Below are 13,082 nucleotides of genomic sequence, written 5' to 3' on the forward strand. Positions count from 1 at the left end.
GAAAAGGCCCCGGGCGCAAAGCGCCGGGGCCATGAGAGGGCCGTGGGTGTTTCCTCTGTCAGTCTGCCGAGCCTGGCGCATCCGCGCCATTCGCCGTTGTCGGCATCTGACGACCGAACACGGCAGGCATCCAGCCACTGCCCTCGGCCAGTCTCTCGGCCTCCTGCGCAATCTCGGCCTTCTTGAGCTTGGACAGGCGCTGCACCTCATTCGGCGCGAACTGCTCCACCGCGTCCAGGATCGCGGCCTTGGGCACGTGCTGGAAATAGCCGTCGGCCGTGGGCTTCCACCAAGCGGCCATGTCCACGCCCAGCGCCTGTGCCAGTTCGGCGCCAGGCTGGCTGGCGGTCGCGCGGGGCGTCACCACGTCCACCGCCGGGGCGGTGCACAGCGCCAGCAGCTGGACCAGTTCTTCTTGAGACTTGTCCAGAAGCACCGTGAACAGTTCACCCGGTTCCTGTGGCAGCTTGTCGGCCCAGGTTTGTCGCAGTTCACGCAACGCGAGCGCCGCAGGCGACTCGGGCCAGTCGGGTGCCAAGTCTTCCAGACGATCGCGCAGACTCAGGCGCACGCCCAAGGGCAGGGCGTTGCGGTAGCCGCCTTGCAGGGCCTGCTGCACCATGGCATGGACCAGCACAGCCAGCGCCACCTGCGGTTGTCGCGCCATTTCGATCTGCAGGGCGGCTGTGCGGTGCGCGCTCAGGCGCTGCGCCAGCCGGTCGGACAGGTGTTCGGCGCCGTGCGGTGCATCACCCGTGGTTGATCCGTCCGAATCGCCGCCTTGGTCACCAGGGGGTTGGCCGTTGGCGGCGCGTTGCCGCGCAGCGTCCAACGCGCGCAGGGCCTTGGCTTCGGCGTCGCGCAACAGTCCCCGGTGGATCAGGGGCTGCCCCTCACGGTCCAGCGTGACGATGACCCCGGCCATGGCGCGGACCTCGGGCGCGTGGTCGCTCAGTTGAGACTGCACAGTTTCCAGCTCGACCACCAGGGCCTCGCGCCGCTCGTGCAGGGTTTCGGCCTTGTCCTCGTCGTCGGCGTCGTAGGCTTCTTCGAGCGCGGCATCGGTGCGGGCGATGCGGCCTTGCAGCACCTCCATGCGCCGAACCTCGCGCGCCGTGGGTTCGCGGCGCGTGCGCGGTGCATTCTGGAATGCCTGCCACTCGGTCGGGCGCAGGTGCGGCACCGCCTCCACCCATGCCCAGCCCTCGGCGCGCACAGGCTCGGCCAGTGACTCCAGCTTGTCGCGCACCAGCCGTTCCAGCAGCGCGGCATCGGTCAGGGTGGTGCCGGTGGCCTCGTCGTCGGCGAACAGGTCGCGGCGGATGCCACCACCGGCAGCGGTGTAGGCGTCCAGGCCGACAAAGCGCACCAGCGCATGGTCGGCGCCGATTTCCCGCTCGGTCAGGCGCTGGCGCAGTGCAGCGGGCGAGCGCTGCCATTCGGGCGCGTCGTAGAACGCAGCTTCCTGGGCGGCATGGTCGTCGGTGACGGCCAGCGCCATCAACTGGTCCAGGCTGACCGTGTCGGCGCGGTAGTCGGCCATCAGGCGGGGCGAGACATTGGCGAGCCTGAGGCGGCGTTGCACCACCAGCGGCGTGACGCCGAAGTCGGCCGCGATGTCTTCCACCGGGCGCCCCTCGGTCACCAGGGCGGCGAAGGCCTCGAACTGGTCGGCCGGGTGCATGGCCTCGCGCTGCACGTTCTCGGTCAGACTGGCGGTGCGCGCGCTGCTGTCGGCCACCAGAAGGCAGGGCGCGTCCCAATCCTTGGCAATGCGGCGCCTCTTGGCCAGCAGCTTGAGGGCCGCAAAGCGACGACCTCCGGCCACCACCTCGTAATGCCCGCCGTCCGCAGCCAGGGTGACAGTGAGGTTCTGCAGCAGACCCACGCGCTCGATGCTGGCGGCCAGCGCTTCGATGGATGGGCCCACCGTCTTGCGCACGTTGCGGCGCGACGGGCGCAGCCGCGACAGCGGCACGAGCAGCATCTGCTGCGAGGGCTGGGCGGGCACCTGCGGTGCGGGGATGGCGTGCAGGGCCAGGGCTTCGGAATCGGTGAGTGCGTTCATGAAGAAACTCCTGTCGGTTGAGATGTGAAACGGGGTGAGTGGTGAGGGGAGGGCGGCGGCAGGGCCATTCCCTGCGGGCCGCCAGGGTTCGGGTTCAGCCCTTGAGCTGGCGCATGCCATCGGCCAGCAGCCACAGGGCGCGGTTCAGGCGCAGGTTCTGGTCGATGCCCTGGACGGGACGGGTGCTCTGGCGGCGGCCGTTGGCGCTGCGGCCGCTCAGGCCGCCCTTGATCAGGTTTTCCTGGGTGCGGTTGAACACGCTCCACAGGTCGCGCCGGTCGTCGTCGTGGCGGCGCGGCATCAGGATTTGCGACTCGGTGACGGGCGCGGCCTTCTCGGTGTCGTCGTACTTGAGTGCCAGCGCGGCGCGCGCGAACACCTCGGATTCGCCAGCGTCCAGCGCCACGGCCTGCATGGCCTCGCGCGACTCCTGCGCCTGCCCGAAGCCTTGCAGCACGGTGTAGGCGCCTTCGATCACCTGGGCGGCCACGTCGCCCTTGTGCGGCACGCGCACGTCGGCCACGGTGTCGCCGCACACCAGCCCGTTCTGGCAGACGAAACGGAACATGCCGGCCAGCATCTGGTAGCTGCTGGTGCCGTCGTGCGAGTTGAGCAGGATGATTTCGTTGGCCTCGCGGCCGTTGATCTGACTGGCGTGGCGCAGCCGGATCAGGTGCTTGGTGAATTCGCGCCGGTCGTCGTGGCGCACGCGGGTCTGGCACACCATGAAGGGCTGGAAGCCCTCGCCGCGCAACTCCTGCAGCACGGTGGCGGTGGGGATGTAGCTGTAGCGCTCGGAGCGGCTGCCGTGCGGCGCCTCGGCAAAGATCGATGGCGCCACGGCGCGGATCTGTTCATCCGACAGCGGGGTTTCGGAACGCAGCACCGGCGAACGCGGTGCGAAGCGGGAAGCAAGTTGCATGGTCATTTCTCCAAATGAAGCTGGCTGTTGAAAACCCCCACCGGATTCCTAGATTCGGAGCCCTCTTCGGGTCTTCCGGTGGGGTCGGCGCAAAGACCTGGGCCGGTCCCGTCGCCACCGTCTTTCCTGAGTTCATCGCCCGCGACCCAAGGAGCGCGCCACCCGGTGCCGTCAAGGAGGCAAGCGCCAGGGCTGGTGCGCCAGTGGCCCCTGGCCGCAGATGGCGCCGACCCCACGCAAGCGCAGCGCGCAGGACCGGCCGCAAGGCCGGGCCGAATGCGTCAGCCGACCGGAGGGAAGGGAACGATGGAAGCCCGCCAGGGACGAGACCGCGGGACTGCAGGGACCGGGGGCTCGGTGCGCAGCACGACAGCGCGGCCGGCCAGACTCACAGGGCCGGCGACGCCCAGTTGCATTGAGTTGTCTACGATGACGGCATGACCGAGAAAGACGAGAACCACCCCGATCCCCTGGAGCAGATGCTGCTGCGCTCGGATGCCTTGCACGAACGGCTGAACGAGCTGCTCGACGACGCCGCGTTCGATGGATCTGCGCGTGGCGAGGCTGCACTGGGCATGTGCGTGGTGGCCATGGAACACGGGACCGCCTTGCGCGCCTTGATGGCACTGGGCATGCCCACCTCGGCGGTCAGTCTGATGCGGCTGCAGTTCGAGGCCCTGACCCGCTCAATGTGGCTCATCTATGCGGCCAGCGATGCCGCCATCGAGAAGCTGTCGGCCCCGCTCACGCTCGAAGCCGAGCAGGCCGCCAAGAACCTGCCCAGTGCAAAGGAGATGATCGATCAGATCGGCAAGCGGGTGGGGCAGGGCGTGCCGGCTGCCGCCCACGGGATGCTGATCCAGTTCAAGGACGTGTCCTGGAACGCCATGAACTCCTTCGTGCACGGCGGCATCCACCCGCTGCGGCGCAGCGCCGACGGCTTCCCCGTGCACCTGGCCCTGCAGGTGCTGCGCAACTCCAACGGTCTGAGCACCATGACCGGTATGACGATGGCCGTGCTCACCGGCGACGAATCCATCGCCACGCCGATGAGCAAGATCCAACCAGCGTTCGCCGACTGCCTGCCGGATCTGCTGAAACCCTGAAAGCCAGGGCGGCAACGACGCCCTGGCTGCGGGATCAGACGACGATGCGCCCGGCCAGCCGCGCGCCCCGCGCGTAGGCGCTCAGACGCTTTTCGGCGCGAAAGTGCAGGTCGCGCTCAACCGGCAACCCGAGCCGACCACGTACCGTCGTCAGTTCCTGAAGACTGACCCAGCCCAGCTCGGGCGCACCCAGGCCCAGGTCGCACAGACCGAAAGCATGGTCATGGTCGTCCGGGTCGATCTCGGTCAGCAGCCAGGTTGCGCCGGCGTCAGGTGTAAACAGCTTGACCACGGGCGCCGGGTCGAAGTCAGGGTTCTGCAGCGTTTGGCGGCCGTTGGCTAGCAGCAGCAAGCGCTGCTCGTCGGTGATGAGTGCATTCATGATGAACTCCAGAAGGAATGCCGGGCGGGATTGCCCGCAGCCTCCGGGTCACGGCGCAGCGCAGCGGTCAAGGTTCGAAGACGGCCGCCGAGGCCGCCAGCGCATCGCAGATGCGCGCCGACCTTGACGGCGAGAACGGCGTGGCACGCTGGGTGCAACAGCAAGCCAGCCCCACTGCTCAAATGTTCCGATTGGGCGGAGCGCGTTCAGGAAACCTGCGACTCCTGGTGACGGAACAACGGTGGTGGCACATACCGGCCGAGAGCATCCTCAACCATGCCACCGTCTGATTTCGTCGCGAGCGCTTCCACTTTCACGGCAATGCGCGACTCCAACGACATTCGCGGCGCCACCACCAGAATGACGGAGCCTTCGCAAACCACTTCGTGGTCGTCGGATGCCTGAACACAGAACTTCGCGCTTCGCTCCCCCAGCCGTTCAACCCATCCCTGCAGCTTCAGGGTTGATCCGGGCGGGATCGGCCCCTTGTGCTCCAGCTCGATCGTCCGGCCCACCACGACCTCCGAGACGGCATCCACGTGCCGCTGCATCTCACGGATGCAAATGGACTCGACCACGGCGACCAGATACCCGGTCGCCAGGCATTCGATCAGCCTCTGCGCATAGTCGCTCCCATGCGGGAGCCTGGAAAAGAGCGCCCGGGCTGTCTGTTCGGGCGGCACGTTGTAGGTTTCTTCAAAGGAGATTTCACTGATGCCTTGGTGGTTCATGGAATTGGGAAATGGGTTGACGACGTGCGTTCGCTCTTCGAAACCCCGCGTCAAAGCGGAAGGGCGGGAACAGCGTTCGATCCTCGTTCGGATGCATCGCGTCTTCAACCCAGCCAGGCGTTCTCCAGCGTAGCTGGCTCAATGCGGATGTCCGCGTGGGGCCGACGGAGGAAGCCCCACCGTCTCAGGCTTCGAAGCCATGAAGTGCTCGTGCCACTGTTCGGTGGCACGCTGTTGGGCAGGAAACGAAAAACCGGGAACCGTTGTTGCCCCCGGTTGTGTGGGATCAGATCAGCCCGCGTTCGGCGAAGGACAGGATCGTCGGCCCGGCCACGATCAGGTGATCGATGACCCGCACGTCCACCAGCGACAGCGCGCTCTTGAGGGTTTGGGTCAGATGTTCATCGGCACGCGAGGGCTCGGCCACGCCCGACGGGTGGTTGTGGACCAGGACGATGGCCGCCGTGTTGTGTGCCATGGCTTCCTTGACCACCTCGCGCGGATAGACCGATGTCTGGGTCACGGTGCCGCGGAACATCTCGACGTACTCGATGACCCGGTGTTGGGCGTCCAGGTGGATCACCGCGAACACCTCGTGCTCCAGCGTGCCCAGCTTGATGCGTAGGAAGTCGCGCACAGCCTGCGGCGACGACAGCATCTCGGTACAGCGCAACTGGCTTGCCAGCACCCGCAGCGCGGCCTGCAGCACCTCAGCCGGTTCGGCCGGCCGGTAGCTGCCCGCGACATCGCGAACGAGCAGGGAGGAATCGGTGAAAGAAGTGAACGACAGGGAAGACAGCTGCGACATGATCGGCTCCGGTTTGGAATCGGGCGGGATTGCCCGGAACCGGCCACCCACGCCGCAGCGCAAGCGGTCAGGGGTCGGAGGCGCAGCCAGAGACGGCCGCCAGGACGCCAGCGTGCAAGGCACGCGCAGCCCTTGACGGCGAGAACGGCGTGGTAGGTTGAAAGGGCACAGCAAGACCGCCACTCCACGCACGCCACCACAGCCCTGGCAAGCGGAGCGCGCAGCGGCAACGCCGCGGAGACGTCAGGGATCAAAGCCGGATGGCCGGGATTCGGCACGAAGCCCGGGGCGCAGCCCACGAGCCCGGCGGCGGGACGCCGAGACGTCAGTGAACTTGCATCTTTTCTGAACAGTAAATATTGCTATTTTCTGGAAAATTCGATAGAGTGCGGAAATTCACTGTGCAGTAAACCGCCCAAAAGCATGCTTGAGCTGACCATGACCGAACACCAGTTGGTCTCGCGCCTCGTGGATGCGTTGCGCGAGCTACCCGACGTCCATGCGGATGTGGTGCGTGGGGAGCTTTCAGGCGGACGATCTGATCGGGGCCTGGATGCTGCGGTCGATCTGCACGTGGCTGGGAAGTCGCTGGCCGTGCTGGTCGAAGCCAAGAAGGCGGTCTACCCCCGCGATGTGCGCCAAGTGATCTGGCAGATCCGGGATGCCAGCCGCGCGTGGGCAGGCAACCATCCAGGCGAGGTCGTGTCAATGATTGCGGCGGAGTCGATCTCGCCCGGCGCCAAGGAACTCCTCAAGAGCGAGGGCGTGGGCTACTACGACAGTGGTGGAAGCCTCTATCTGCCCGCGCCAGGCATCTATCTCTACATCGACAAGCCTCCACCCAAGACGCTGGTCAAGTCGATCCGCTCTCTGTTTTCTGGCCGACGCGCCCAGGTGTTGCATGCGCTGCTCGTTCATCGCCAGACGTGGTTCGGCGTCACCGAGCTGGCACAGTTGGCGCAGGTGTCGCCAGCCACTACATCGCAAGTGCTGACTGAGTTGGAGCGCTTCGATTGGCTCGAAGCGAGAGGGCAGGGCCCCAGTAAGGAGCGCCACCTTCGCGAACCTGCGGCTTTGCTTGATGCCTGGGCCAAGCAGGTGAAGGGCGATCAAGCGTATTCGCTGAGCAGGTACTACGTGCCTGCGACCAAGCCGGACGCATTGCCGCTGCGTGTTGTCGAAGCCTTGGAAGGGCGAGGCGTCGAGTACGCGATCAGCCACGAGGCTGCGGCCCAGCGGCTCGCCCCTTTCCTGTCCAGCGTGTCCCAGGTGCGCCTGCGGCTGTTGCCCGGGCAGGCCGTTGACTCCGCCCTGAGCGACCTGGGAGCGCGCTTGGTTACCGAAGGGGCCAATCTTGCCGTGATCGAGACCAAGTCGGCAGGTGAACTGCTGTTCCGCGAGCGTGTGGAAGGATTGTGGCTGGCCAGCCCGATCCAGATATACCTCGACCTACTGTGGGGCGAAGGCCGTTCGAAAGAGATGGCCGAGCACTTCCGCAAAGAAAGGATCGGCTTCTGATGGCAAAACCCGCAACGCTCGACGGCTACAGCGACGAGTACACGCTCGATTGCGAACGCGTCCTCGTGACGCTGCTGCGCGGGTTGGGGCCATGGAAGGATTCGGTCTATCTGGTCGGCGGCCTGACCCCGAGGTATCTGGTCGCCGCCCGACCGCCCGCGGTCCCAGCGCATGCGGGCACCCTCGATGTCGACATCGTGATCGACCTGCAGATCTTGGCCGACACCGAGGCGTATCACACGCTGGAGGACAACCTCAAAAAAATGGGCTTCGAGCGCGCCGAAAACGAGGCCGGAAAGAAGCTCTCATGGCGTTGGCAAGCTCGCACCGAACACGGTGCGCTGATGGTGTTGGAGTTGCTCGCAGATGCGCCTGATATGGCCGGTGGCAAGGTGCAGCCGTTGCCGACCGAGGGCACGATCTCCGCGCTGAATATCCCGCACTCGTCCATCGTTTTTGACCTCCATCAGGTCACCGAGATCCAGGCCGAACTGCTGGGCGGCAACGGCGTCGCGACCGAGAAGGTCAAGCACGCCAACCTTGTGAGTTTCACCTGCCTGAAGGCGTTTGCTTTCGATCAGCGTTTCGAGCGCAAGGATGCGCACGACCTGATCTACTGCATCGAGCACGCCCCCGAGGGATCGACTGCCGTCGCCGACGCGTTCCGCAAGGAGCTGGCTGGCAAGCACGGCGCAGTGATCCAGGCCTCGCTGGCAATCTTGCGCAACCGATTCGCCCAGGACGAAAAGACGGAGGGGTATCGCAAGGATGGCCCGGTGTCGGTCGCCAAGTTCGAACTTGGCGAGAGCGACGAACCCTCGCAGCGCGAGGCGAGGGCGTTGCGCCAGCGCCAAGCCAGCGACGTAATCGAGCAGCTCCTTGGGCGAGTTGAAAACCCGAAGGAGAGCACTACATGAGCTTTCCCGCCGATATCAAAGGGTGCATGAAGGACTGCATCTTGTCGTTGTTCTGGCCGCGCAAGGACATCGTTGGTTTCTTTGAGAAGCACGGATGTACGAAGGCCGAATTGAGTGGCTTGCAGATCGAAGGCGAGGGTGGCCTCAAGCGACACGAGATCATCGATGTGCTCTTTGGCAAGCTGGACGCGCGACATGACAGCGGACTTGGCCCGCTTCGCGCCATGCTGCAGTCGCTGTTGGCGTGGTCCCACTTCGATCCGTACTACTTCGACAAGTTGCGCAAGCTGGATCGCGCAGTAGCGACCAGAAATCTCGAGCATCTGAAGCAGCTTCAGGAAATCCGCGATGCCAAGATTAAGTCGGATCGCGAGCGGCGAGTCATCCACGAAGCCGCGCGGCAGAAGCCGACGGTGACCTTGGAAGTCCTGCGCGCCGAGTACCTGGACCTATTGGCCAACAAGACACCGCGACAGCAACGCGGCTACGCTTTGGAACGCATCTTGGCTGAACTTGCCAGGCTCTCGCGCCTAGAGACGACGGAAGCATTTCGCGTTCAAGGGGAGCAAATCGATGGTGCTGTGAAGTTCGATGGAGAGCACTACCTGATTGAGGCGAAATGGCAGGAAAAGTCGGCAAGCAATGAACCTGTCTACCAGTTCGCGGGCAAGGTTGCGGGCAAGCTCTACGGACGCGGCCTATTCATCTCGGTCAACAGCTTCAGCGCCGATGTGGTCCGCAGCCTGGTTATGGGCAAGGATATTCAGACGCTTTTCGTTGACGGTGAAGACCTGATCCTCGTGCTTGAGGGGCACCTGAACTTTCGCGAGATGATCGACCGCAAAGTGAAGGCAGCGCAAACGAAGGGGCTCATCTACGTGCACCCCATCTCCGGTGCGGAGAAGAAGATCTAAACCCATGAACAACGAGAGATGCCTATGCGACTTAGCCGGATCGTCATCAAGAATTTCCGCAACTTCAAGTTGTTGGATGTTCGCTTAGGCGAACATGCCGTCGTCCTCGGAGAGAACAAAGTCGGCAAGACCAACCTGCTGTTTGCGCTGCGACTGATCCTCGATCCCTCACTTCCCGACTCGTTGCGTAAGCTGCGCCTTGATGACTTTTGGGATGGGCTGGTGCGGCCACTGAAGGCGGAGGACGTGATTGAGGTGTCGGTCGAGTTTCGAGATTTCGATGACGATGAAAATCTGTTGGCGGTGCTGGCGGATCACCTTGTACGGCCGGACCCGATGGTGGCGCGAATCACGTATCGTTATCAACCCGTGCCTGGTATTGAACGTGCCCCGCGTAGCGAGGCAGACTACGAATTCATTCTGTTCGGCGGAGATCGCCCCGACAACGCGGTTGGCTACGACCTGAGGCGTTGGATGCCGCTGGATCTATTTCCGGCGTTGCGTGATGCCGAATCGGACCTCGCGCGCTGGGCGCGCTCTCCGCTGCGTCCTCTGCTGGACCGTGCTGCAAAGACGGTGGATGTGAAAGCGCTCAGCACGATCGCCGGCGAAGTTCACAAGACTACCTCCAAAATTGCTGCACTACCGGAACTCGCAGGGGTTGTGGACCAGGTCAACAATCAACTCACGGCCATGGTGGGGGATAAGCATGCTGTCGAAACGGCACTAGGTTTCGCGCCTACAGAGCCGGACCGTTTGCTCCGCGCGCTTCAAATGATGATCGATGGCGGCAAGCGCGGTGTGGCAGAGGCCAGCCTCGGATCTGCCAATGTGCTTTACCTCGCACTGAAGCATCTGGAGCATCAATACCTGGTGGACGAGGGGGAGCGTCAACACACGTTTCTGGCGATAGAGGAGCCCGAGGCCCACCTGCATCCTCATCTGCAGCGGCTTATCTATCGAAACTACTTGCAAACGCGTGACGACGCGCAAGCTGGACCCGGGCCGCGCAGCATTTTCCTCACCACGCATTCGCCGAATGTGGCCAGTGTGGCTCCGCTCGCCAATGTTGTTGTCCTGCGTCAGGTTGCTGGCGAAGGGCATACCGTCGGGCGCTCTCTAAAGGGCATCAAACTCGATGCCACCGACCGCGAAGATCTAGAGCGCTACATTGATGTGACACGTGGAGAGCTGTTTTTCTCAAAGGGCGTCATTCTCGTGGAGGGCGACGCGGAGAAGTTTCTTCTGCCGACGCTGGCCAAGCTGTATGACGAGACCCTGGATTTCGATGCGATGGGCATCACCGTCTGCTCCATCGCTGGCACCAACTTCGCTCCATATGTCAAATTGTTGGGGCCGAAGGGGCTCGATATCCCATTTGTGGTGCTGACCGATTTCGATCCGAAGAAGGAAGAAGTAAGTCAGGAGGATGCCGATCCGGATGACGGAGGTGTGACAGATAGCTATGGCAAGAATCGCGTCGTCAATCAGATCATGGAACACATATTGGATGAGGACGTTTGGGAGAAAAGCGACTTTGCGCAGGTGATGGTGCTCGCTCCAAAGCACGGTGTGTTCTTGAACGAATTCACGTTTGAGATCGACGTTTTCCGGGCAGGGGCAGAGGATCATTTCCTGACAGCCATCAAGGACCTCACCACCAACAAGAAGATGCATGCGCGCTTCGCCCGCCTCGCGACCGATGCTGATTCGCTCGATCCCTCGCAATTTCTCAAGGACATCGACTCCATCGGCAAGGGTCGAGTGGCGCAAAGGCTGGCGTCCGTACTGATAAAGGAGGGGGTGGATGTATGTCCTGAGTACATCGAATCTGCGCTGGACTATCTGAAGGCCAAGCTGGGATGACCTCCACTGCGCCCCCGCATCTCAAAGCCGCAGAAGATTTGCGCGGGAACGACGATCAATGGCGCGCGTACCAATCAACAGGGAACTGCGTGATCTTGGCCGGGCCCGGCAGCGGCAAGACCAAGACGATCACCGTCAAGATTGCCCGGCTGCTTGCTGAGGATGTACACCGTCCACGGCGACTGGCGTGCATCACTTACAGCAATGCTTGCGTTGGCGAACTGCGATCAAGGCTAAGCAAGCTCGGGGTGTACGACGGCGATCGTCTCTTGCTCTCCACTGTGCACTCCTTTTGCCTGACAGAGCTGGTGTTGCCCTACGCCGCACTGGCAGGTCTCGACGTGCCGGATCCGCTCGTCGTGGCTTCACCGGCGCAGGCGCGAAAGCTCTTTGCCGATGCCTATCGCGAGCAGTTGGGGGGCAATGCGCCGAGTTGGTTTCGCATGGCTTGCGACAAGCTGCGGCGTACCGTCCCGGACAAGAGTAGTGACGAGTGGCGTGCATGGTCCGCCCGTGAGACAGCGGTGGTGGAGGCCTACGAAACATTGCTTCTGAAAAATGGCCTGATCGACTTCGACGGCCTGGTCCTTGCCGGACTGCAACTTGTCGAGAAGCATGAGTGGGTTAGACGTGCCATTCAGGCCAAGTATCCGGTGATCGTGATCGATGAATATCAGGATCTTGGCCTTCCACTGCATCGCATCGTGTTGGCATTGCTTCGGGCGGGCAACCGGATCGTTGCCGTGGGGGACCCAGACCAGTCCATCTATGGGTTCACTGGTGCCAAGCCGAGCCTGTTGCGAGCATTGGCCCGCCTCCCACAGATGGAGCACATCAGACTCAAGTTGAATTATCGGTGCGCCGACCGCATCATCGCTGCTTCCATGGCGCTTTTGCCGGAACCCGCTGAGTTTCGTTCTCATGATGGGCGGACGGGCGAAATCCTTATCCACCGTTTGGAATGCAATATCCGCGAACAGGCGGACTATGCGCTGGGGACGCTGGTGCCGGCGCTCCTCGCGGCAAATCCGTCTTGGACTCACGGGGACATAGCGCTGCTGTACCGCACGCTCAACGAGGGGACACCGATTGCTCAGGCAGCGGATGCCCTCGGCTTGCGGTACTTCCGGCTTGACAATGGATCGCCGATGAAGCGTACCCGTCTGACCGAGTGGCTCACCGATGCTGCGCGGTGGTGTGCCGGTGGCTGGCAGACAGGGTCAGTGCCTCTTTCGCAGCTGCTCAAAGCCTGGCGACGGTTGCGCCGCTCTGTCACGCGTGAATCCGAACTGCTGGCCGCACGCAAGCAGTTGATCTCGGCCTTGTTCTCACTGCGGGACGGTGCGCAGCCTCTGCATCGATGGCTCTCGGTATTGCGTCGCGAAGCGTTGGATGAACTGCTTCGAGAGGAGCCTGGTCTCGCCGATGAGGGAGACAATCTGAACGACCTGATGGAGGCTGCTGCTGGCGGACTCTTGCAAACATTCACGGTAGAGATCTTCGGGAATCAGGGCAAGAGTCCGGACCAGATCAATCTGATGACACTGCACAGCTCGAAGGGGCTGGAGTTCCAGGCCGTCATCATGGTTGGGCTGGAGAACGGTGTATTCCCCAGCGGCTACGACAAGACCGATGAGCAGTTGGAAGAAGCAGCTCGACTTTTCTACGTCGGCGTGACGCGCGCAAGAACTCAGATCCATCTGACATACGACGCCGACGAGTCACCGCTGATTACGTCCATTCGGGAGGCGAACTAGATGTGCGGGTTGCCAGGAACTTCCCATGCGCTGCCAACCGATCGCGAATGGTTCTTCAACGGCCCGGCAATAGCCGGGTCAATCGATCACAAG

General features: G+C 63.1%; 11 protein-coding genes. 6 read left to right on the forward strand and 5 right to left on the reverse strand.

From position 1 onward, the window contains the following. Positions 1-58 precede the first annotated feature (58 nt). Positions 59-2,068 carry a ParB/RepB/Spo0J family partition protein gene (locus ASE11_RS02840; RefSeq protein WP_056265763.1) on the reverse strand — a complete coding sequence of 670 codons (2,010 nt, stop codon included), beginning with the start codon at positions 2,066-2,068 and terminating at the stop codon, positions 59-61. A 94-nt stretch (positions 2,069-2,162) separates the two neighbouring features. Beyond that, entirely contained in the window at positions 2,163-2,990 is an 828-nt protein-coding gene (locus ASE11_RS02845) for a DUF932 domain-containing protein (protein WP_056266243.1), read from the reverse strand. Between the two features lie 437 nt (positions 2,991-3,427). Between ASE11_RS02845 and ASE11_RS02850 the strand changes: the two genes are divergently transcribed. Continuing rightward, complete coding sequence (locus ASE11_RS02850; RefSeq protein WP_056265767.1) at positions 3,428-4,096, forward strand: DUF6988 family protein; 669 nt, start codon at positions 3,428-3,430, stop codon at positions 4,094-4,096. A gap of 34 nt (positions 4,097-4,130) precedes the next feature. Here the strand turns inward: ASE11_RS02850 and ASE11_RS02855 are convergent, their stop codons facing one another. The 3 genes from ASE11_RS02855 to radC all read right to left on the reverse strand — a co-directional run bounded on the left by ASE11_RS02855 (position 4,131) and on the right by radC (position 6,017). Next, positions 4,131-4,481: a DUF2958 domain-containing protein gene (locus tag ASE11_RS02855; protein WP_056265772.1), complete on the reverse strand. Its 351-nt coding sequence runs from the start codon at positions 4,479-4,481 to the stop codon at positions 4,131-4,133. A gap of 203 nt (positions 4,482-4,684) precedes the next feature. Then, positions 4,685-5,209: a thioesterase family protein gene (locus ASE11_RS02860; RefSeq protein ID WP_082585478.1), complete on the reverse strand. Its 525-nt coding sequence runs from the start codon at positions 5,207-5,209 to the stop codon at positions 4,685-4,687. Positions 5,210-5,495: 286 nt separating this feature from the next. Then, positions 5,496-6,017, reverse strand: a complete 522-nt coding sequence (radC, locus tag ASE11_RS02865; protein WP_056265777.1) for a RadC family protein — start codon at positions 6,015-6,017, stop codon at positions 5,496-5,498. Between the two features lie 423 nt (positions 6,018-6,440). Between radC and ASE11_RS02870 the strand changes: the two genes are divergently transcribed. The 5 genes from ASE11_RS02870 to ASE11_RS02890 are packed head-to-tail and all read left to right on the forward strand — an operon-like array spanning position 6,441 to position 12,989. Further along, positions 6,441-7,535: a helix-turn-helix domain-containing protein gene (locus ASE11_RS02870; protein WP_235501176.1), complete on the forward strand. Its 1,095-nt coding sequence runs from the start codon at positions 6,441-6,443 to the stop codon at positions 7,533-7,535. Further along, complete coding sequence (locus tag ASE11_RS02875; RefSeq protein ID WP_056265780.1) at positions 7,535-8,452, forward strand: nucleotidyl transferase AbiEii/AbiGii toxin family protein; 918 nt, start codon at positions 7,535-7,537, stop codon at positions 8,450-8,452. The genes ASE11_RS02870 and ASE11_RS02875 overlap by 1 nt, the downstream gene beginning before the upstream one ends. Then, the gene (locus tag ASE11_RS02880) at positions 8,449-9,366 is read left to right on the forward strand and encodes a restriction endonuclease (RefSeq protein WP_056265783.1); all 918 of its coding nucleotides are present in this window, start codon (positions 8,449-8,451) and stop codon (positions 9,364-9,366) included. Before ASE11_RS02875 ends, ASE11_RS02880 begins: the two co-directional genes overlap by 4 nt. A gap of 18 nt (positions 9,367-9,384) precedes the next feature. Continuing rightward, a complete protein-coding gene (locus ASE11_RS02885; protein ID WP_235501177.1) occupies positions 9,385-11,232 on the forward strand; it encodes an ATP-dependent nuclease in 1,848 nt (615 codons plus the stop codon). Next, a complete protein-coding gene (locus ASE11_RS02890) occupies positions 11,229-12,989 on the forward strand; it encodes an ATP-dependent helicase (protein WP_056265786.1) in 1,761 nt (586 codons plus the stop codon). The genes ASE11_RS02885 and ASE11_RS02890 overlap by 4 nt, the downstream gene beginning before the upstream one ends. Positions 12,990-13,082: the final 93 nt, after the last annotated feature.

The sequence above is a fragment of the Hydrogenophaga sp. Root209 genome (assembly GCF_001428625.1).
Taxonomy (GTDB): domain Bacteria; phylum Pseudomonadota; class Gammaproteobacteria; order Burkholderiales; family Burkholderiaceae_C; genus Hydrogenophaga.

Excerpts from the sequence above, each read along its gene's own strand:
- ASE11_RS02840 (WP_056265763.1), bottom strand. The coding sequence starts at position 2,068 with ATGAACGCACTCACCGATTCCGAAGCCCTGGCCCTGCACGCCATCCCC.
- ASE11_RS02845 (WP_056266243.1), bottom strand. The coding sequence starts at position 2,990 with ATGCAACTTGCTTCCCGCTTCGCACCGCGTTCGCCGGTGCTGCGTTCC.
- ASE11_RS02850 (WP_056265767.1), top strand. The coding sequence starts at position 3,428 with ATGACCGAGAAAGACGAGAACCACCCCGATCCCCTGGAGCAGATGCTG.
- ASE11_RS02860 (WP_082585478.1), bottom strand. The coding sequence starts at position 5,209 with ATGAACCACCAAGGCATCAGTGAAATCTCCTTTGAAGAAACCTACAAC.
- radC (WP_056265777.1), bottom strand. The coding sequence starts at position 6,017 with ATGTCGCAGCTGTCTTCCCTGTCGTTCACTTCTTTCACCGATTCCTCC.
- ASE11_RS02870 (WP_235501176.1), top strand. The coding sequence starts at position 6,441 with ATGCTTGAGCTGACCATGACCGAACACCAGTTGGTCTCGCGCCTCGTG.
- ASE11_RS02875 (WP_056265780.1), top strand. The coding sequence starts at position 7,535 with ATGGCAAAACCCGCAACGCTCGACGGCTACAGCGACGAGTACACGCTC.
- ASE11_RS02880 (WP_056265783.1), top strand. The coding sequence starts at position 8,449 with ATGAGCTTTCCCGCCGATATCAAAGGGTGCATGAAGGACTGCATCTTG.
- ASE11_RS02885 (WP_235501177.1), top strand. The coding sequence starts at position 9,385 with ATGCCTATGCGACTTAGCCGGATCGTCATCAAGAATTTCCGCAACTTC.
- ASE11_RS02890 (WP_056265786.1), top strand. The coding sequence starts at position 11,229 with ATGACCTCCACTGCGCCCCCGCATCTCAAAGCCGCAGAAGATTTGCGC.